The organism is Streptomyces sp. NBC_00726 (assembly GCF_045161735.1).
Classification (GTDB): Bacteria; Actinomycetota; Actinomycetes; order Streptomycetales; family Streptomycetaceae; genus Streptomyces.
The window spans coordinates 242,500-262,199 of record NZ_CP108983.1 but is presented as its reverse complement, the minus strand read 5'-3'; the positions used below and the strand labels follow the sequence as shown (position 1 = coordinate 262,199).

13 protein-coding genes are annotated in these 19,700 nt (G+C 72.3%); 6 read left to right on the top strand and 7 right to left on the bottom strand.

All coding sequences use genetic code 11. The features are described from left to right. Positions 1 to 119 precede the first annotated feature (119 nt). Positions 120 to 1,133 carry a GDP-mannose 4,6-dehydratase gene (gene gmd, locus OG338_RS01125; protein ID WP_405935512.1) on the bottom strand — a complete coding sequence of 338 codons (1,014 nt, stop codon included), beginning with the start codon at positions 1,131 to 1,133 and terminating at the stop codon, positions 120 to 122. Between the two features lie 112 nt (positions 1,134 to 1,245). Here gmd and OG338_RS01120 point away from each other — a divergent pair, with 112 nt between their 5' ends. Beyond that, a complete protein-coding gene (locus OG338_RS01120) occupies positions 1,246 to 2,223 on the top strand; it encodes a GDP-L-fucose synthase family protein (protein WP_405935511.1) in 978 nt (325 codons plus the stop codon). A 36-nt stretch (positions 2,224 to 2,259) separates the two neighbouring features. On the opposite strand, the gene OG338_RS01115 is transcribed toward OG338_RS01120, so the two are convergent. Then, positions 2,260 to 3,756: a sugar transferase gene (locus OG338_RS01115; RefSeq protein ID WP_405935510.1), complete on the bottom strand. Its 1,497-nt coding sequence runs from the start codon at positions 3,754 to 3,756 to the stop codon at positions 2,260 to 2,262. Positions 3,757 to 4,001: 245 nt separating this feature from the next. Between OG338_RS01115 and OG338_RS01110 the strand changes: the two genes are divergently transcribed. Continuing rightward, positions 4,002 to 5,264, top strand: coding sequence for an FAD-binding protein (locus OG338_RS01110; RefSeq protein WP_405935509.1), 1,263 nt, complete (start codon positions 4,002 to 4,004; stop codon positions 5,262 to 5,264). A gap of 9 nt (positions 5,265 to 5,273) precedes the next feature. On the opposite strand, the gene OG338_RS01105 is transcribed toward OG338_RS01110, so the two are convergent. Continuing rightward, positions 5,274 to 6,269: an MASE1 domain-containing protein gene (locus OG338_RS01105; protein WP_405935508.1), complete on the bottom strand. Its 996-nt coding sequence runs from the start codon at positions 6,267 to 6,269 to the stop codon at positions 5,274 to 5,276. Positions 6,270 to 6,365: 96 nt separating this feature from the next. Further along, the gene (locus OG338_RS01100; protein WP_405935507.1) at positions 6,366 to 7,193 is read right to left on the bottom strand and encodes a PP2C family protein-serine/threonine phosphatase; all 828 of its coding nucleotides are present in this window, start codon (positions 7,191 to 7,193) and stop codon (positions 6,366 to 6,368) included. 166 nt (positions 7,194 to 7,359) lie between these two features. Between OG338_RS01100 and OG338_RS01095 the strand changes: the two genes are divergently transcribed. Next, positions 7,360 to 7,659 (top strand): DUF1876 domain-containing protein, encoded by a 300-nt coding sequence (locus OG338_RS01095; RefSeq protein ID WP_405935506.1) that lies wholly within the window; start codon positions 7,360 to 7,362, stop codon positions 7,657 to 7,659. An 86-nt stretch (positions 7,660 to 7,745) separates the two neighbouring features. Here OG338_RS01095 and OG338_RS01090 read toward each other — a convergent pair whose 3' ends face one another. After that, positions 7,746 to 9,818, bottom strand: a complete 2,073-nt coding sequence (locus OG338_RS01090; protein ID WP_405935505.1) for a SpoIIE family protein phosphatase — start codon at positions 9,816 to 9,818, stop codon at positions 7,746 to 7,748. A gap of 196 nt (positions 9,819 to 10,014) precedes the next feature. Here OG338_RS01090 and OG338_RS01085 point away from each other — a divergent pair, with 196 nt between their 5' ends. Continuing rightward, positions 10,015 to 11,904, top strand: coding sequence for a rhamnogalacturonan lyase (locus OG338_RS01085; protein ID WP_405935504.1), 1,890 nt, complete (start codon positions 10,015 to 10,017; stop codon positions 11,902 to 11,904). Between the two features lie 53 nt (positions 11,905 to 11,957). Here OG338_RS01085 and pgm read toward each other — a convergent pair whose 3' ends face one another. Further along, complete coding sequence (gene pgm / locus OG338_RS01080) at positions 11,958 to 13,598, bottom strand: phosphoglucomutase (alpha-D-glucose-1,6-bisphosphate-dependent) (RefSeq protein WP_405935503.1); 1,641 nt, start codon at positions 13,596 to 13,598, stop codon at positions 11,958 to 11,960. A gap of 46 nt (positions 13,599 to 13,644) precedes the next feature. Beyond that, positions 13,645 to 14,379: a 4'-phosphopantetheinyl transferase family protein gene (locus OG338_RS01075; protein ID WP_405935502.1), complete on the bottom strand. Its 735-nt coding sequence runs from the start codon at positions 14,377 to 14,379 to the stop codon at positions 13,645 to 13,647. Between the two features lie 159 nt (positions 14,380 to 14,538). Between OG338_RS01075 and OG338_RS01070 the strand changes: the two genes are divergently transcribed. Both OG338_RS01070 and OG338_RS01065 read left to right on the top strand, forming a co-directional pair. Beyond that, positions 14,539 to 15,018 carry a GNAT family N-acetyltransferase gene (locus tag OG338_RS01070; protein WP_405935501.1) on the top strand — a complete coding sequence of 160 codons (480 nt, stop codon included), beginning with the start codon at positions 14,539 to 14,541 and terminating at the stop codon, positions 15,016 to 15,018. Positions 15,019 to 15,417: 399 nt separating this feature from the next. Then, complete coding sequence (locus OG338_RS01065) at positions 15,418 to 19,692, top strand: discoidin domain-containing protein (RefSeq protein WP_405935500.1); 4,275 nt, start codon at positions 15,418 to 15,420, stop codon at positions 19,690 to 19,692. Positions 19,693 to 19,700 lie beyond the last annotated feature (8 nt).

Below are 19,700 nucleotides of genomic sequence, written 5' to 3'. Positions count from 1 at the left end.
CTCCGAAGGTGAGAACGGGCTGCGGCCCGCTGGCCGCGGTCGAGGAGGCGGAGCCGGGGCCCCGCCCGAACCGGCGCGTACGGCCCCGGTGGGGGTGCGCCGGAGTTCTGGGGCGTTCCCTATCTGTCCACGCGCACGGCGGCCCCCGCGAGTTCGTCGGAGAGCCGGCGCACATCGGCGTCGACCATGATCCGGGCCAGCTCCCGGGCGCGTACGGCCGGTTTCCAGCCCAGCAGCTGTCCGGCCTTCGAGGCGTCCCCGATCAGCGCGTCGACCTCGCTGGGCCGCTCGTACTTCGCGTCGTGGCGGACGTAATCGCGCCAGTCCAGGCCGGCGTGGTCGAAGGCGTACTCCAGGAACTGCCGGACGCTGACCCCCTCCCCGGTGGCCACCACATAGTCGTCCGGGGTGTCGCACTGGAGCATGCGCCACATCGCGTCCACGTACTCGGGGGCGTAACCCCAGTCGCGCACCGCGTCCAGGTTGCCCAGATGCAGCCGGGACTGGAGCCCCGCCTTGATCCGGGCCACCCCACGGGTGATCTTCCGGGTCACGAAGGTCTCCCCGCGCCGGGGCGACTCATGGTTGAACAGGATGCCGTTCACCGCGAACATCCCGTACGCCTCGCGGTAGTTGACCGTCGCCCAGTACGAGTACACCTTGGCGACGCTGTACGGGCTGCGCGGGTGGAACGGCGTCCGCTCGTTCTGCGGCGGCGGGCTCGCGCCGAACATCTCCGAGGAGGACGCCTGGTAGATCCGGGTGTCGATGCCACTGGCCCGTACTGCCTCAAGCAGCCGGATCGTGCCCAGACCGGTCACATCACCCGTGTACAGCGGCGCGTCGAAGGAAACCCGCACATGCGACTGCGCGCCCAGGTTGTACACCTCGTCGGGCCGGATGTCCCGCAACAGGTTCACCAGCGCGACCCCGTCGGCCAGATCCGCGTGATGCAGCACGAAGGACCGGTCCTCCTGCTCCGGCCCCTGGTAGATGTGGTCGATCCGCTCCGTGTTGAAACTGGACGAGCGGCGGATCAGGCCGTGGACCGTGTACCCCTTCCGGAGCAGCAGCTCCGACAGATACGAACCGTCCTGTCCGGTCACCCCGGTGATGAGCGCGGTCTTCGCCACGTTTCCCCCTTCTGCGGTCGCCCGCAAAGCAGTTGGTCATGGAATATCTGGATATGAGGTATCCAGTGCAAAACATCCCCGTTTCGCCCGGCTGCTGGCACAATCCGAGAACATGACGACTGATCTCCCCGGCCCTCCCCGGGAACGAGCCCCCTCTCTGCTACGCCCCGGCGCCCGGGTGTTCGTCGCCGGTCACCGGGGCCTGGTCGGCTCGGCGGTGGTCCGCCGCCTCACCGCCGACGGCCACGAGGTGATCACCCGCGGCCGCGACCGCCTCGATCTCCGGGACGCCGACCGCACCGCCGCCTTCCTGCGCGGCATACGCCCGGACGCCGTGGTGCTGGCCGCCGCCCGGGTCGGCGGGATCATGGCCAACAGCACGTACCCCGTGCAGTTCATCGAGGACAACCTGCGCATCCAGCTGAGCGTCATCGCGGGCGCGCACGCGGCGGGCACCGGACGGCTGCTCTTCCTCGGCTCGTCCTGCATCTACCCGAAGCACGCCCCGCAGCCGATCCCCGAGAGCGCCCTGCTCACCGGGCCACTGGAACCCACCAACGAGGCGTACGCGCTGGCGAAGATCGCCGGCATCGTGCAGACGCAGTCCTACCGACGCCAGTACGGCGCCTCCTACATCAGCGCCATGCCGACCAATCTCTACGGCCCCGGCGACAGCTTCGACCTGGAGACCTCCCACGTCCTGCCCGCCCTGATCCGCCGCTTCCACGAGGCCCGCGAGTCCGGCGCACCGGCCCTCACGCTCTGGGGGTCCGGAAACCCCCGGCGCGAGTTCCTGCACGTGGACGACCTCGCCGCCGCCTGCGTACTCCTGCTGGAGCGCTACGACGACGACGCCCCGGTCAACATCGGCTGCGGCGACGACCTCGCCATCCGCGAACTCGCCTCGATGATCGGTGAGGTGACGGGCTATCAGGGCGAAATCCGCTGGGACACCGGCAAACCCGACGGAACCCCGCGCAAACTCCTCGACGTCTCCCGGCTGGCCTCCCTCGGCTTCGCACCGCGCATCCCGCTGAAGGAGGGCATCGCGGATACGTACGCCTGGTGGCTCCGGCAGCGGGCCGCGTAGCCGGTCCCTCTTCCCGGTGCTCATCCGCCCCCGCCCTCAGTAGGCCCCGCGGCCGTCGGTGACGGCACGCAGCGTCCGGGCCATGAGCCCCATGTCCGTGGCCACCGACCAGTTGTCGACGTACCAGAGGTCCAGCGACACCGCCTCCTGCCACGAGAGGTCCGACCGGCCGCTCACCTGCCACAGACCCGTCAGCCCCGGCTTCACCGCGAGCCGCCGCAACTCCCGCTCGTCGTACCGGGACACCTCCTCCGGCAGCGGCGGCCGCGGACCGACCAGGGACATGTCACCCTTGAGTACGTTGATGAGCTGGGGCAGTTCGTCCAGCGAGGAGCGGCGCAGCAGCCGGCCGAGCCGGGTCACCCGGGGGTCCCGGCGCATCTTGAACATCGGGCCGTCGTGGTCGTTGGCCTCGGCGAGCCGCGCCTTGTGCCGCTCGGCGTCCACCACCATCGAGCGGAACTTCCACATGACGAACGGGCGGTTGTGCTGCCCCTGGCGGACCTGCCGGTGGAAGACCGGGCCCGCCGAGGTGAGCCGGACCGCCACCGCGATCAACAGCAGCAGCGGGGCCAGGGCGACCAGCCCGCAGGCGGCACCCGCCCGGTCCACCACCGCCTTCAGTACCGGCTGAAGCCCCCGGCGCAGCGGCGGCGCGATGTGCAGCAGGGTGAGCCCGGCCGCCGACGAGGGCCGGACGCGGTCCGCCGCGGTCTCCGAGAGGTGCGAGAGCACCGACACGTCGAGATTGCCGTCGTGCAGGCCCCAGGTCAGCCGCCGCAGCCGCTCCTCGGCCAGCCCCGGCCCCGGGACCACCAGCGCCAGGTCCGCCTCGTGCGCGAAGGCCGCGCCCAGCACCGTCGACGCGTCGTCCCCCGCGGGCGCCGGAGCCAGCCGCCCCGGCACCGGGACCTCGCAGCTCAGCGCCGCCGCGCCCACCGGCAGCGCGGCCACCACGCGATAGCCGTGGTCCTCCCGCGAGGTGAGCAGCCGTGTCGCCCGGTCCACCCCCGCGGCCTCGCCGACCACCAGCACCCGGCGTGCCGTCCGGAGCCTCCCGGACCGGGCCAGCCGGCGCGCCCAGGAGACGGCCGCCCCCGCCAGGAGGCCGGGGATCAGGGCGACGACGGCCGCCGCCGGGTCGATCGGTGCGTCGAGGAGGGTCCACAGCACCGCCAGCACACCGATGAGCAGCAGCCAGTCCCCGGGCGTGGTCAGCGCCCCGGGCGGGCGGCCCGGCACACGTAACGCGTACCGGCCGCGAACGGCCCGGACCCCGCACCACACCAGGGTGGCCGCGAGCGCCCCGGCCAGGGCCCCGGGCTGCCCGTCGGCGCGGAGCACGAGCCAGGCCGGTAACCCCAGTCCGGCGGCTTCGGCGCACACCACCAGGGGCAGCGGGCCGGGGTGCGCGCCGGGCGACCGGGCGCCGCGTTCGCGCGATAAGTGCGGGAGCTGTCGCGGCCGGCCGGTGTCCCGGCCGTGCGGCAGTCGTGAAGAGGTCCGTGGGCGTGGCGTTCCCGCCGGTCCCACGGGCCTCGGTATATCGGATTCGGGTAGCCCGACATGCCCCATGAACCCCCCAGTCACCTGTTGGTGTGTGACATGCGCCAAACGGTCGGTGTGCGGATATGTGCGTTGGTCTGCCAACTACCGTACGTGCTCGCGCGGTTGCGCGGGTGGTATTCGGGTTGCTCGGCTCCGGCGGCGACCGGGCGGTCTGGGAGAATGCGGTGCCGGGAGCACGTGCCCGGCCATGAGTGGAAGAGGGACGCACGGTGACCCCCGCGGAGAAGAACTGGGCCGGCAACATCACCTTCGGCGCGCAGCGGCTGTGTGTGCCGCGATCCGTCCGTGAACTGCGCGAGACGGTCGCCGCATCCGACGCGGTCCGCCCCCTGGGCACCCGGCACTCCTTCAACACCGTCGCGGACACCACCGGCGACCAGGTGTCGCTCGCCGGCCTCCCGCGCGTCGTGGACATCGACGTCCCGGGCCGGACCGTCACACTGACCGCCGGACTCCGCTTCGGCGAGTTCGCCGCCGAACTGCACGCGCACGGTCTCGCCCTGGCCAACCTGGGCTCGCTCCCGCACATCTCCGTCGCCGGCGCCGTCGCGACCGGCACCCACGGCTCGGGCGTGGACAACCGCTCCCTGGCGGGCGCCGTGCGCGCCCTGACCCTGGTGACCGCCGACGGCGGGACGCGCACCCTGCGGCGCGGCGACGAGGACTTCGCGGGCGCGGTCGTCTCCCTCGGCGCCCTCGGCGTGGTGACCTCGCTGGAACTCGGCCTCGTGCCCGCCTTCGAGGTGCGCCAGTGGGTGTACGAGGAGCTGCCCGAGGCGACGCTGACCGCGCGCTTCGACGAGGTGATGTCCGCCGCCTACAGCGTCAGCGTCTTCACGGACTGGCGCCCCGGCCCGGTCGGCCAGGTCTGGCTGAAGCAGCGGGTGGGCGACGAGGGCACCCGGGCCGCGATGCCCGCCGCATGGCTGGGCGCCCGGCTCGCCGACGGCCCCCGGCACCCGGTCCCCGGGGTGCCCGCCGGGAACTGCACCGCGCAGCAGGGCGTGCCCGGCCCCTGGCACGAGCGGCTGCCGCACTTCCGGATGGCGTTCACCCCGAGCAACGGCGACGAGCTCCAGTCGGAGTACTTCGTGGCCCGCGCGGACGCCGTCGCCGCCTACGAGGCCCTGGCCCGGCTGCGGGACCGGATCGCCCCGGTGCTCCAGATCTCCGAGCTGCGCACCGTCGCCGCCGACGACCTGTGGCTGAGCCCCGCCCACGGCCGGGACTCGGTGGCCTTCCACTTCACCTGGGTCCCGGACGCGGCGGCCGTCGCACCGGTGGCCGCCGCGATCGAGGAGGCGCTGGCCCCGTTCGGCGCCCGCCCGCACTGGGGCAAGGTCTTCTCCACGGACCCCGGGGTGCTGCGCACGCTGTACCCGCGCTACCCGGACTTCGAGGCGCTGATGCGCCGCCACGACCCGGCGGGCACCTTCCGCAACGCGTTCCTGGACCGGCACTTCCGCCGCTGATCCGGGGGCTCAGCGGCCGCCGCGTTCGTGCTCGGCCCGGGACGGCCAGGCGGCGGCCGAGTGGCCCGGGGCGAGCTGGTCGACCACCTCGGCCAGCTCCTCGCAGGCGTGCTCGATGCGGTGCCGGACGTTCTGCTGCTCGGTGACGATGGCGGCCAGCAGGAGCGAGGTGAGGGCGACGGCCCCGTTCAGCACCGTGAGGTTGATCATCACCTCCACCAGGGAGTGTCCGGCGAACGACCCGTCCCGGTCCGTCCCCGCCACGATCGCCAGGACGGACACCAGCAGGGCGCACGGCGCGCTGCCCGCGAGCCGGAAGCGCAGGGCGGCCCAGATGACGATCGGGAACACCAGATAGAGCATCGACAGCGAGCTGCGGGTGGCGATCAGCGTCCCGGCGACCGCGACCGCCAGCAGCGCCACGGCCTCCGCCCAGCGGTCCGTGAGCCGGGGCGGCCGCAGCCGGTCGAGCACCAGCACGACCGGCGTGACCACCAGGACCCCCATGGCGTCACCGGCCCACCACGCCGCCCAGACGGACCAGAAGTTCTCGGCGGGCAGCTTGCCGTCCACCACGAGCATCGCCGTCCCGGCGGTCGCGCTGATCGTCATGGCGGCCATCGCCCCGAGGAACACCAGGACGACGCCGTCGCGCAGCCGGTCCAGCTCCCGGCGGAAACCGGTCCGCCGCAGCAGCGCGTACGCGCACAGCGGTGCGAGCGTGTTGCCCGCCGCGACCACGAGCGTGGACGGCGTCACCGTACCGCCCAGCATGCCGACGACGGCCAGCGAGCCGACGGCGATCCCGGGCCACACGCGTAACCCGAAATACAGCAGGCAGCCCAGCGCGATCCCGGTCGGCGGCCACAGCGGCGTCACCACCGCGCCGTGCACGGCCACCTCCCGCAGCAGGCCCAGGCGGGCCGCCCCGTAGTAGGCGGCGGCGACGCCCACGACACGCAGCACCGCCAGCAGGTACCGGCGGTTCCGCTCGCTGTGGATCACGCCTCTCATCAGACACCGGCCCCGGGGCGGACGGCGGTCTGACACGCACGGGCGGCCGGGTCCGCCTCACCCTCACCCTCAGCCTCACCTTCACCCTCAGCCCGAGGCGGGGCACCCGTGGCGCAGGACGAGCACCGCCGCGTCGTCCCGGTGCCCGGTCCGCTCGGCGGAGCCCATGACCGCGTCGGCCAGCGCGTCCGCGTCCCCGGTCACCCGGGCGCGTACGAGCCGCACCACCTCGTCCAGCCCCTCGTCCAGGGAGTACGAAGGACCCTCGACCACCCCGTCGGTCAGCAGCACGAACGCCCCCTCGCCGTCGAGCGAGCGCGTGGTGACCGGGTACTCCTCGCCCGACTGCACCCCGAGCGGCAGCCCGCCCTCGTCCTCCGTGGTGCCGGCCCGGCCGTCCGCGGTGGCCCAGACGGCGGCCACATGACCGGCCCGGGCACTGCGCAGCTCCCGGGTGGCCGGGTCGAGACGTACGAAGGTGCAGGTGGCGAGCAGCCCGGTGTCGGCGGCGAGCAACAGGTCGTTGGTACGGCTCATGACCTCACCCGGGTCATCCGCCGTGAGCGCGAGGGCGCGCATCGCGATCCTGATCCGGCCCATGAAGGCGGCGGCCTCCACATCGTGCCCCTGGGCGTCCCCGATGGCGAACGCCAGCGCCCCGTCGGGCAGCTCGAAGCCGTCGTACCAGTCGCCGCCGATGTCCAGACCGCTGCGCGCGGGGGCGTACCGGGCGGCGGTCCGCAGACCCGGCGGCGAGGGCAGACCGGGCGGCAGCATCTCCCGCTGAAGCGCCTCGGCCAGCTCCACCCGGGCCTGGTGCAGCTCCACCTCGCGGCGGGCCCGGGAGGTGAGGTCGTGGAGGGTGGTGAGCAGTTCGTCGGAGCTGGCCGACCGGGAAGGACGACGCCGGTTCATGGGTCGCTCCGCGGGACGGGGGTTGGCGGGCCGGGCCCCTGCATCCTATTTCGGCGGGGGTCCGGGCGCAGGCCGGGCGGGCGGCGGCGGCCGGTCGGGTGGATGCTGGAGGTGGACCCGTGCGTCGGCCCGCGCCCGCCGGCCGGTGCGGGCCGGGAGGTATGCGATGAACCGCACGCTGGAATGGACGGTGCGCGTCGAGCTCTCCGAGGAGGGCGGGACGACCAAGGCGGAAGCGGTGCTGGACACCGGCACCGCGAGGCTCACCGGCCAGGGGATCGCCCGGCTGAGCCCCCAGGACCCCGAAGTCCCCACGATCGGCGACGAGGTCGCGGCGAGCCGGGCGATGCACGATGTCGCCGGGCAGCTGATGAGCGTGGCCGACCGCGCCATCGGCGAAGCCGGCGCCGGACGGCCGGACGGCCCGGTACCACCGCCGTACGCCTGGTCGGACGCCACGGCCTGAGCACCTGCCGCCCGGTCGGACGCCATGGCCTGAGCGACCGGGCGGCAAGCGACCGGGCGGCAGGAGTCCGGGGTGTCGGCGGCCCGTCAGGAGTCCTCGGCCCGGATTTCCTGCTCCGTCCACAGCGCCTTGCCGTTCGTGCTGTAGCGGGTGCCCCAGTGGCTGGCGAGCTGCGACACGATGAACAGGCCGCGTCCGCCCTCGTCCACCGTCCGCGCATGCCGCAGATGCGGGGCCACCGGGCTGGTGTCGTGCACCTCGACGGTCAGCGAGCGGTCCAGCAGCAGCCGCAGTTGCAGCGGCGGCGTCCCGTAGCGGACCGCGTTCGTGATCAGCTCGCTGACGATCAGCTCGGTCGCCTCGATGGTGTCCTCGTCGAGCTCCCAGCCCTCCAGCCGGTCCCGGACCAGGGTGCGGGCGACCGCCGGCGTGGTCCGGTCGTGGGCCAGCTCCCAGGTCGCCACCCGGTCCGGCGGCACCACGCCCGTCCGGGCGAGCAGCAGCGCGGCCCCGTCCGGATCGGCCTCGGCCGGCAGGTTGTAGACGATCGCGTCGCACAGGTCCCGCAGCCGGCGCTCCGGAAAGGCCAGGGCCTCCCGCACCCGCTCCACCGACCGCTCCTCCGGCAGCAGCGAACCGGTGAGGAACGCCAGCACGCTGCCCTCCTCCAGCCGCACCGAACCCGTCGCGAAGGGCGCGCTGTCCGCCGAGAACAGCGCGGGCCCCTCCGGCACGTCCAGCACCAGCGGACGCCCGTCCGGGCCGACGGCCACCGGCGCGGGATGTCCGGCCCGGGCCACCGTGCACACCTGTGTGAACGGGTCGTAGACCGCGTACAGGCAGCTCGCGGTCAGCGGCTGGCGGTGCAGCGAGTCCCCGGGCGGCAGCGACCGCCGCTCCTCGACCAGCCGGTCCGCCGTGTCGTTGAGCCGGGCCAGCACCTCGTCGGGCTCCAGGTCGAGCCCGGCCAGCGCGTGGATGACGGTGCGCAGCTGCCCCATCGTGATGGCCGTCTGCAACCCGTGCCCGGCGACATTGCCGATGATGAGGGCCGTCCGGGCGCCGGAGAGCCCGATCGTGTCGAACCAGCAGCCGCTGTTGCGCCCCGGCAGCAGCACGTGTGCGGTCTCGATCGCGATCCGGTCGCCCTCGTGCTGGGGGAGCAGCCGGCGCTGGACGGTCGAGGCGATGACGTGTTCGCGGGCGAAGCGCAGCGCGTTCTCGATGCTCAGCGCCGCGTGCGCGGCGGCGTTCAGCGCGAGGGCGAGATCCCGTTCGTTGTACGGATCGCCCCGGTGCCGGAACAGGCTGACCAGGCCGAGGACGGAGCCGTGCAGCTTCAGCGGCGCCACGATCATCGAGTGCGCCCCGGTCGCCTCGATCATCCGCCGGGTCGCCGGGTCGGCGTCCAGCCAGGGCGTGTCCGGGCCCAGCTGCACCAGCCGGGGCCGCAGATCCGTGACGGCGAGGGCGAACGGGGTCGCCTCCGGCAGCCGGCGCAGCTCGCCGACCAGACTGTCCGGCGCCGTCCCCGTGCCCCGTACCGCCGCACGCCGCAGCGGGACGTCCCGGCCCAGTGGGCCCAGCGGCGGGTCGGCCCCGCGCAGTACCTCGTCCACCACCTCGACCACGGCCAGATCGGCGAACGGCGGCACCAGCGCCGACACCAGCCCCTCGCAGGTCGCCGCCACATCGAGGGAGTGACCCGCCCCCCGGCGCACCGCGGCCAGCACATCGGCCCGGACGTGCGCCTTCTCCCGCTCGTCGACGTCGACCACGGCCGCCAGCAGCCCGAGCGGGCGGCCGCCCGGGGCGTCCAGCCGGTGCAGGGTGACGTTCAGGCTGCGGTCGGGGCCGGGGGCCCGGGCGACGCGCCCGCGCACCGCGTGGTTGGCCACCGGCGCGCCCGTCTTCAGGACCTGGCGCAGGATGCGTTCCGCCTGGTCCGGGTCGTCCAGCCGGTAGGCGTCGGTGAAGTGCAGGCCGAGGATCTCCGCCGGGTCCACCGCCTCGGTCAGGGCGTTGACGCGGACCACCCGGAGATCCAGGTCCAGGACGTGCAGACCGACCGCGGACTGGCTGAACAGTGTGTCGAGCAGCGCCCCCGCCATCTCGTCGCCCCGGTCCGCACCAGGGGCCGTGGCACCGGTGTCCGACACGTCGCACCCCCAACGGGCTCCGCCGCCCCTGGCGATCGGCAGCTCTCCGGACAGCCTGCGCGCCCCCGCGCCGCACCCGCCACCGCGCGGAGCCGAACGGGTGAGCCCGTACGGGATTCCCCGGGGCGGCAACCTTTCCGCGCCCGGCGGCCACTGAGGAGTACCCCACCCACCCCCACACGGGAAGGCACGTACCGTGGCTCTCGCGCATGCCCGCACCCTCCGCAGACGCCGTACCACCCGGACCCGCACCCTGCTCGGCGCCGTCACCGCCGGAATCCTCGCCGCCGCCGGACTGGCCGTCACCGGCCATACCTCGCACGCCGCGACCGCACGCCAGGTGGAGGCGCTGGACCGGGGCGTCGTCAGTGTGCACACCGGCTCCGGCAACCTCATCAGCTGGCGCTGGCTCGCCACCGACCCCGACTCCGTCGCCTTCAACGTCTACCGCGCCGGTACGAAGGTCAACTCCTCGCCCGTCACCGGCTCCACCAACTACTTCCACACCGGCGCCCCGAACTCCGCCGACTACACCGTGCGCGCGGTGGTCGACGGCGTCGAACAGGGCGACTCCGTGCACGCGGTGCAGTTCCGGGCCGGCTACAAGGACGTGCCCATCAGCCCGCCCCCGGGCGGCACCACCCCGGACGGCGTCGCCTACACCTACGAGGCCAACGACGCCTCCGTCGGCGACCTCGACGGCGACGGCGCGCTCGACTTCGTACTGAAGTGGCAGCCCACCAACGCCAAGGACAACTCCCAGTCCGGCTACACCGGCAACACCGTCGTGGACGGCATCAGGCTCGACGGCACCCGGCTGTGGCGGATCGACCTGGGCCGCAACATCCGCTCCGGCGCGCACTACACCCAGTTCCAGGTGTACGACTACGACGGCGACGGCCGGGCCGAGGTGGCGATGAAGACCGCCGACGGCAGCACCGACGGCCGGGGCACCGTGATCGGCAGTGCGTCGGCCGACCACCGCAACTCCGCCGGCTACGTCCTGTCGGGCCCCGAATACCTCACCATGTTCAACGGCCTGACCGGCGCCGCCATGGGCACCGTCGACTACGTCCCCGCGCGAGGCACCGTCTCCTCCTGGGGCGACAACTACGGCAACCGCGTCGACCGCTTCCTCGCCGGCACCGCCTACCTGGACGGCGGCAGGCCCTCGCTGATCATGGCGCGCGGCTACTACACACGTACGGTGATCGCCGCCTGGGACTGGCGCGGCGGGGCCTTCACCCGGCGCTGGACCTTCGACACCAACAGCTCCACCAACACCGGCCGGGGCTACGACGGCCAGGGCAACCACCAGCTGTCGGTGGCCGATGTCGACGGCGACGGCAGGGACGAGATCGTCTACGGCGCCATGGCCGTGGACGACGACGGCCGCTCCCTGTGGACGACGAGGAACGGCCACGGCGACGCCATGCACGTCGGCGACCTGGACCCGGCGCGCCCGGGCCTGGAGGAGTTCAAGGTGGACGAGGACGGCTCGAAGCCCTCGTCCTGGATGGCCGACGCGAAGACGGGGCAGATCATCTGGTCGACGCCCGCCGGCGGCGACAACGGACGCGGTGTCAGCGACGACATCTGGGCGGGCAGTCCGGGCGCCGAGTCCTGGTCGTCCGCCGCCTCCGGGCTGCGCGACCCGCACGGCACGGTGGTCGCGAGCCGTAAGCCCTCCAGCACCAACTTCCTGGCCTGGTGGGACGGGGACACCACCCGGGAACTGCTGGACGGTACCCACATCGACAAGTACGGCACCTCCGGCGACACCCGCCTGCTGACCGGCGCCTCGGTCCACTCCAACAACGGCACCAAGGCCACCCCGGTCATCTCCGGCGACCTCCTCGGCGACTGGCGCGAGGAGGTGGTCTGGGCGACCACCAACAACACCGCGCTACGGATCTACTCCACGCCGTACGAGACCACCACCAGGATCACCACCCTGCTCCACGACACCACCTACCGCACCGCACTGGCCTGGCAGAACACCGCGTACAACCAGCCCCCGCACCCCGGCTTCTTCCTCGGCGACGGCATGGCGACCGCCCCGAGGCCCATGGTGTGGACGCCGTGAGCTGAGGCCCGTCCTCCCGGTACCGGTACCGGGAGGACGGGCGCCCCGCCGGGTCAGGCTTCCAGCGCCGCCGAGACCACGGCCTTGGCCTCTTCCTGGACCCGCGTCAGGTGTTCGGCGCCCCGGAACGACTCCGCGTAGATCTTGTACACGTCCTCCGTGCCGGAGGGCCGGGCCGCGAACCAGGCGTTCTCCGTGGTCACCTTGATCCCGCCGATCGCGGCCCCGTTGCCCGGTGCCGTGGTCAGCACGGCGGTCACCGGCTCACCGGCGAGGGTGTCCGCGGCGACCTGATCGGGGGAGAGGCGGGCCAGCACCGCCTTCTGCTCGCGGTCGGCGGGGGCGTCGATCCGCGCGTAGGCGGGCTCGCCGAAGCGGGCGGTCAGCGCGGCGTAGTGCTGGGACGGGGACTCGCCGGTGACCGCCTGGATCTCGGAGGCCAGCAGGGCGAGCAGGATGCCGTCCTTGTCGGTCGTCCACACCGAGCCGTCCCGGCGCAGGAACGACGCCCCGGCCGACTCCTCGCCGCCGAAGCCCAGCGAACCGTCGGACAGCCCGTCCACGAACCACTTGAAGCCCACCGGCACCTCGACCAGCTCCCGGCCGAGGCCGGCGGCGACCCGGTCGATCATCCCGGACGACACCAGCGTCTTGCCGACGCCCACCCCGGCCGGCCAGTTCTCCCGGTGCGCGTACAGGTAGTTGATGGCCACGGCGAGGTAGTGGTTCGGGTTCATCAGCCCGGCGTCCGGGGTGACGATGCCGTGCCGGTCGGCGTCGGCGTCGTTGCCGGTGGCGATCTGGTAGCGGTCGCGCCGGCCGATCAGCGAGGCCATCGCGTGCGGCGACGAGCAGTCCATCCGGATCTTCCCGTCCCAGTCCAGCGTCATGAACCGCCAGGTGGGATCGGTCAGCGGGTTGACCACGGTCAGGTCCAGCCGGTGCTGCTCGGCGATCCGCCCCCAGTACGCGACCGAAGCCCCGCCCAGCGGGTCGGCGCCGATCCGGACGCCCGCCGCGCGCACCGCGTCCAGGTCCAGGACGGAGGGCAGATCCGCCACGTACGTACCGAGGAAGTCGTATCTGCCGGTCGTGGCGGCGGCGAGCGCCCGGGCGTACGGCACCCGGCGGACCTCCTTGAGGCCGCCCGTGATGATCTCGTTGGCCCGGTCCTGGATCCAGCCGGTCGCGTCCGACCCCGCCGGACCGCCGTTCGGCGGGTTGTACTTGAACCCGCCGTCGCCCGGCGGATTGTGCGACGGGGTGACCACGACCCCGTCCGCGAGGCCGGAGGCGCGGCCGCGGTTGTACGTGAGGATGGCGTGCGAGACCGCGGGCGTCGGGGTGTACCCGTCCTCGGAGTCGATCAGCACGCGCACGTCGTTGGCGGCGAACACCTCAAGGGCGGTGACCCGGGCCGGCTCCGACAGGGCGTGGGTGTCAGCGCCCAGGAACAGCGGCCCGTCGGTGCCCTGCCGGGCCCGGTACTCGCTGATGGCCTGGCTGGTCGCCGCGATGTGGTCCTCGTTGAACGCGGTGGCCGTCGAGGAACCGCGGTGCCCGGAGGTGCCGAACGCCACCCGCTGGCCGGGCTCGGCCGGATCGGGGTGCAGCGCGTAGTACGCCGTCACCAGCCGTGCCACATCGGTCAGATCCTCGGGGCGCGCCTGCTGTCCGGCTCGTGCGTGCGGCATCTGCCACTCCTCCGTATCGGTCGGTCGGTGCGATGTGCCCGTGCCGTCATTTTCGCCGGTCATCGCCCTCGCCGGGCGCCCGCCCCGCCGCTCGTACGGCCACCGCCGCCGCGTACCCGGCGGGGGCGGCGACATCGGTGACGGCCCAGCCCGGCGGGCCGACCGGGCGCGGGCCGGTGCCGACGTGCTCGCGGTGCAGACCGCCCGCGAGGCCGGTGCCCTCACCCTTGAGGTACGCCTCCTTGCGGGTCCACACCCGGGCGAAGGCGGCGGGCCGGTCCTCCGGCGGCAGCGCGGCCAGCTCGGCCGCCTCGGCCGGGTGCAGCTGCCCGGAGATCTCCGCCACCACCCGCGCCGCCGGGACCCGCTCCACGTCCACCCCGACCGGGGCGCCCGCGAACGCCAGCAGCGCGACGCCCCGGGTGTGGGAGAGCGAGAAGTGCGTGCCGCCCCCCGTCGCGGGCCGGCCGTGCGGGCCGTCGCAGGCGGGGCAGCGCTCCCGGGTCAGTCGTACGGCCTCCGGGGCGACGCCCTGGCGGGCGCCGAGCAGCAGGCGCAGGGCCAGATGGGCGGCGGTGTAGCACGCCCGGTCCGCGGGGAAGGCCAGCCGCTCCGCCCGGGCGAGCTCCGATGCGTCGAGGATCTTCGGCGCCAGCAGCCGGGCGGCCTCGGCCGCGGGCTCCGTGTCCACCAGCCACAGGGAGGGGGCGCCGGCGCTCCAGGAGGGCGCGGGACCCCGGTAGCCGTCCTCGGTCAGCGTGAACACATGGGGCTGATACACCGTTACGTCGTTTCCTCGGCGGGGACGGGGCGCCTCGGGCGGGCACCGGCTGAGCAGGGGCCCTCTTATCCTATGGAGATCCGGAACGCGTCCGACGTATGTTCGATCACCGTGCGCCCCGCGCCCGGGGCGGCGGCCACCCGGAACAGGAGATCGCGTATGCCGTTGGACAGCCGCCCCGCCGTGCTCCGGGAGGCCCGGGCGGACGACGCCGGGCCCCTCACCCGGCTCTTCCTCGCCTCCCGCGCCGCCGCCCTGCCGTATCTGGCGCGGGTGCACAGCGACGAGGCGACGCTGGCCTGGCTGACCCATGTGGTGCTGCCCGGCACCGATGTCCGGGTGGCCGAGATCCGCGAGGGCGGAGAGGCGCGGATCGCCGGCTTCTCCTCGCGGGACGGCTCCGAGCTGGAACAGCTCTATCTCGACCCCGGGCTGCGCCGCCGGGGCATCGGCTCGCTCCTGCTGGCGGCGGCCAAGGAGGCCGGCCCCGAAGGGCTCACCCTGTACACCTTCCAGCGCAACACCGCGGCCCGGTCCTTCTACGAGCGTCACGGGTTCACCGCGGTCGCCTTCGACGACGGCGGCCGCAACGAGGAGAACGAGCCGGACGTCCGGTACCGGTGGGTGCCCGGCGGGTGAACCGCCCCGGCTGAGAGACGGAAGGAACGAGGGCGGGGTCCGTGGCCGGCGGACCCCGCCCTTCGTCGTATCCGGGCACCGGCGGCGAACACCCCCCGAGCTGGCACCTTTCATCGGCTTGCGTATTTACGCAAATTCCTTGCGGGCTCTGCGGCGGCCGGCCGCCTGGGTCGGCCTGCTAGCAAATGCCTAGCTTGTCAGGTCAGTTGGACCGTACGGACGGCAGTCGAAGGGCTGTCGACTTCTGCCGGAGTGGTGGACTCCGCGTCAATTCTCTGCAACTCTCTGACCGCAAAACGCAAAAGGTCATCCCGGCGGTGCAGAAATTCATGTACCGGCGGGGTCGCAGACTGAGCCGCGCCTCGGCCGCCCTGCGCCGAGGCAGCAGATCGGGGACAGATGAGAACGCGACGCTGGAGATGGCGGATTCTTTCCGCGACCGTCTCCACCAGCCTGATGATGGTCGCCTGGCCGGCGCTGAACGCCTCGGCCGCCGGCGGCCCGAACATCGCCGCCGGCCACCGCGCCGCCGCGAGCAGCGGGAAGTCCGCCGGGAACATAGCCGACGGACAGCAGTCCACCTACTGGGAGGGGTCGGGCAAGTCCCTGCCCCAGTGGGTGCAGAGCGACCTGGGCAAGGTCACCCGCATCGACCAGGTCACCCTGAAGCTCCCGGCCGACTGGTCGGCCCGCCGCCAGACGCTCTCCCTCCAGGGCAGCGTCGACGGCACCAGCTTCTCCACGCTGAAGACCTCGGCCTCCTACTCCTTCGCACCGGGCAGCTCCAACAAGGTCACCATCAGCTTCCCGGCCACCCGGACCCGCTTCGTCCGGGCCGACATCACCGCGAACACCGCGTCCGCCAACGGCCAGCTCGCCGAACTTGAGGTCCGGGCGGCGGCGGAGTCCTCCGTGAACCTCGCCACCGGGCGCCCGCTCACGGCGAGCAGCAACACCCAGACGTACATCGCGGCCAACGCCAACGACGGCAACCGGGCCAGCTACTGGGAGAGCCGCAACAACGAGTTCCCGCAGTGGCTCCAGGCCGACCTGGGCTCCTCGGTGCGCGTCGACCGCGTGGTGCTGCGGCTGCCCGACGGCTGGGAGACCCGCAGCCAGACGCTGAAGATCCAGGGCAGCGCCAACGGCTCCGATTTCACGGACCTGACCCAGTCGAAGGCGTACACCTTCAGCCCCGGCTCCGAGACGGCGACGATCACCTTCGACGCCGCCACCACCCGCTATGTCCGGGTCCTGGTCACCGCCAACAGCGTCCAGCCCGGCGCCCAGGTCTCCGAGCTGGAGATCTACGGCCCCGAGACCGGCGACACCCAGGCGCCGACCGCCCCGACGCAGCTGGCGTACACCGAACCGGCCACCGGGCAGATCAAGCTGACCTGGAAGGCGTCGACGGACGACACCGCCGTCACCGGGTACGACGTCTACGCCGACAACACCCTGCTGACCAGCGTCGCCGGTGACGTCACCACGTACACCGACACCCGGCCGGCCGGCTCCACCGTCTCGTACTACGTACGGGCCAAGGACGCGGCGGGCAACGTCTCGGGCAACAGCAACACCGTCACCCGCAAGGGCGACTCCGGTGACACCCAGGCGCCCACCGCACCGGCGGACCTGAGCTTCACCGAACCCACCTCCGGCCGGATCAAGCTGGCCTGGACGGCGTCCAGCGACAACAAGGGCGTCATCGGGTACGACATCTACGCCAACAACGTGCTGCGCAAGACCGTGGCCGGCGATGTCACCACCTACACCGACACCCAGTCCGCCGGCACCACCGTCTCGTACTTCGTGCGGGCCAAGGACGCGGCGGGCAACGTCTCCGGCGACAGCAACACCGTCACCCGCAACGGCTCCACCGGCGCGGCGTCCAACCTCGCCGTCGGCAAGCCCATCACCGCCTCCTCCACGGTGCACACCTTCGTCGCGGAGAACGCCAACGACAACCAGCTCTCCACCTACTGGGAGGGCGCCGGCGGCAGCTACCCCAACACCCTCACGGTGAAGCTGGGCGCCAACGCCGACACCCAGAGCGTCGTCGTGAAGCTCAACCCGGACAGCAGCTGGGGGGCCAGGACCCAGAACATCCAGGTCCTCGGCCGCGAGCAGAGCGCCTCGTCCTTCACCGGCCTGGTCGCCGCCAAGGACTACGCGTTCAGCCCGGGCAGCGCCAACACGGTGACCATCCCGGTCGACGCCCGGGTCGCCGACGTCCAGCTGAAGTTCACCTCCAACACCGGCGCGCCCGCCGGGCAGGTCGCGGAGTTCCAGGTGCTGGGCGCCCCGGCCCCCAACCCGAACCTCCAGGTCAGCGGCGTCACCGCGAGCCCGGCCGCGCCCGTCGAGTCGGACCCGGTCACGCTCACCGCGACGGTGCGCAACACCGGCGCCGTCGCCGCCCCGGCCGGCAAGCTCGAATTCCGGCTCGGTGACACCAAGGTCGCCACCGCGAACGTGGGCGCGCTCGCCGCAGGGGCCTCCACGGAGGTCAGCGCCGGCATCGGGGCGCGCGACGCGGGCACGTACACGCTGAGCGCGGTCGTCGACCCGGACAACCAGATCATCGAGCAGAACGAGACCGACAACACCTACACCAGCGCCTCCGGCCTGGTCGTCAAGCCGGTCGACAGCTCCGACCTGGTGCCCGCGGTCACCACCTCGCCGTCCGCCCCGGCCGAGGGCGACAAGGTCACCTTCTCCGTCGCCATCCGGAACCAGGGCACCATCGCCTCGGCCCCGGGCGGTCACGACGTCAGCGTGACCCTGCTGGACTCCAAGGGCGCCACGGTGAAGACCCTCACCGGCAGCTACGACGGCTCGATCGCCGCGGGCGCCACCGGCGCCCCGGTGAACCTGGGCTCCTGGACGGCGGCCAACGGCTCGTACACCATGAAGACCGTGGTCGCGGACGACGCCGAGGAACTGCCGGTCAAGCGCGAGAACAACACCGTCAGCGGCTCCTTCTTCGTCGGGCGCGGCGCCAACATGCCGTACGACACCTATGAGGCGGAGGACGGCGTCACCGGCGGCGGCGCGAAGGTCGTCGGGCCGAACAGGACCGTCGGCGACGTCGCGGGCGAGGCGTCGGGCCGTAAGGCGGTCACGCTGAACGACACCGGCAACTACGTCGAATTCACCACCCGCGCCGACACCAACACCCTGGTGACCCGCTACTCCATCCCGGACGCGGCGGGCGGCGGAGGCATCGACTCCAAGCTCAACATCTACGTGGACGGCACCTTCCTCAAGGCGATCGACCTCACCTCGAAGTACGCCTGGCTGTACGGCGCCGAAACGGGCCCCGGCAACTCCCCGGGCGCCGGATCACCCCGGCACATCTACGACGAGGCCAATGTGATGCTGGGGAAGACCGTCCCGGCGGGCAGCAGGATCAGGCTCCAGAAGGACGCGGCGAACACCAGCACCTACGCGATCGACTTCATCGGCCTGGAGCAGGCCACCCAGATCGCCAACCCGGACCCGGCCGCCTACGCCGTTCCGGCCGGCTTCACCCATCAGGACGTCCAGAACGCCCTGGACAAGGTGCGCATGGACACCACGGGCAAGCTGGTGGGCGTCTACCTGCCCGCGGGCGACTACCAGACCGCCGGCAAGTTCCAGGTGTACGGCAAGGCCGTCAAGGTGATCGGTGCGGGGCCCTGGTACACCAGGTTCCACGCGCCCTCCACGCAGGAGAACACCGACATCGGCTTCCGGGCCGAGGCCAGCGCCAACGGCTCGACGTTCGCGAACTTCGCGTACTTCGGGAACTACACCTCGCGCATCGACGGACCGGGCAAGGTGTTCGACTTCTCCAACGTGTCGGACATCGTCATCGACAACATCTGGAACGAGCACACGGTGTGCCTCTACTGGGGCGCCAACACCGACAACATCACCATCAAGAACTCCCGTATCCGCGACACCTTCGCCGACGGCATCAACATGACCAACGGCTCGACGGACAACCACGTCGTCAACAACGAGTCGCGGGCCACCGGTGACGACAGCTTCGCGCTGTTCTCGGCGATCGACTCCGGCGGCGCGGACATGAAGAACAACGTCTACGAGAACCTCACCTCGCTCCTGACCTGGCGCGCGGCCGGTGTGGCCGTCTACGGCGGCTACGACAACACCTTCCGGAACATCCGCATCGCGGACACCCTGGTGTACTCGGGGATCACCGTCAGCTCGCTCGACTTCGGCTACCCGATGAACGGCTTCGGGACCGGCCCGACGACGGTCGAGAACGTCTCCGTGGTCCGCTCCGGCGGCCATTTCTGGGGCTCGCAGACCTTCCCCGGCATCTGGCTGTTCTCCGCCTCCAAGGTCTTCCAGGGCATCCGGATCAACCACGTCGACATCGTCGACCCGACGTACAGCGGCATCATGTTCCAGACGAACTACGTGGGAGGCCAGCCGCAGTTCCCCATCAAGGACACCATCCTGACCGACATCTCCATCTCCGGCGCCCACAAGAGCGGGGACGCCTTCGACGCCAAGTCCGGCTTCGGACTGTGGGCCAACGAGATGCCCGAGGCCGGCCAGGGACCCGCCGTCGGTGAGGTCACCTTCAACGGGCTCAGGCTCAGCGACAACGCCAAGGACGTGCAGAACACGACGTCCACCATGAAGATCAACATCAACCCGTAGCAACCACC

Excerpts from the sequence above, each read along its gene's own strand:
- OG338_RS01100 (WP_405935507.1), bottom strand. The coding sequence starts at position 7,193 with ATGAACCGGCGTCGTCCTTCCCGGTCGGCCAGCTCCGACGAACTGCTC.
- OG338_RS01070 (WP_405935501.1), top strand. The coding sequence starts at position 14,539 with ATGCCGTTGGACAGCCGCCCCGCCGTGCTCCGGGAGGCCCGGGCGGAC.
- OG338_RS01095 (WP_405935506.1), top strand. The coding sequence starts at position 7,360 with ATGAACCGCACGCTGGAATGGACGGTGCGCGTCGAGCTCTCCGAGGAG.
- OG338_RS01065 (WP_405935500.1), top strand. The coding sequence starts at position 15,418 with ATGAGAACGCGACGCTGGAGATGGCGGATTCTTTCCGCGACCGTCTCC.
- OG338_RS01120 (WP_405935511.1), top strand. The coding sequence starts at position 1,246 with ATGACGACTGATCTCCCCGGCCCTCCCCGGGAACGAGCCCCCTCTCTG.
- pgm (WP_405935503.1), bottom strand. The coding sequence starts at position 13,598 with ATGCCGCACGCACGAGCCGGACAGCAGGCGCGCCCCGAGGATCTGACC.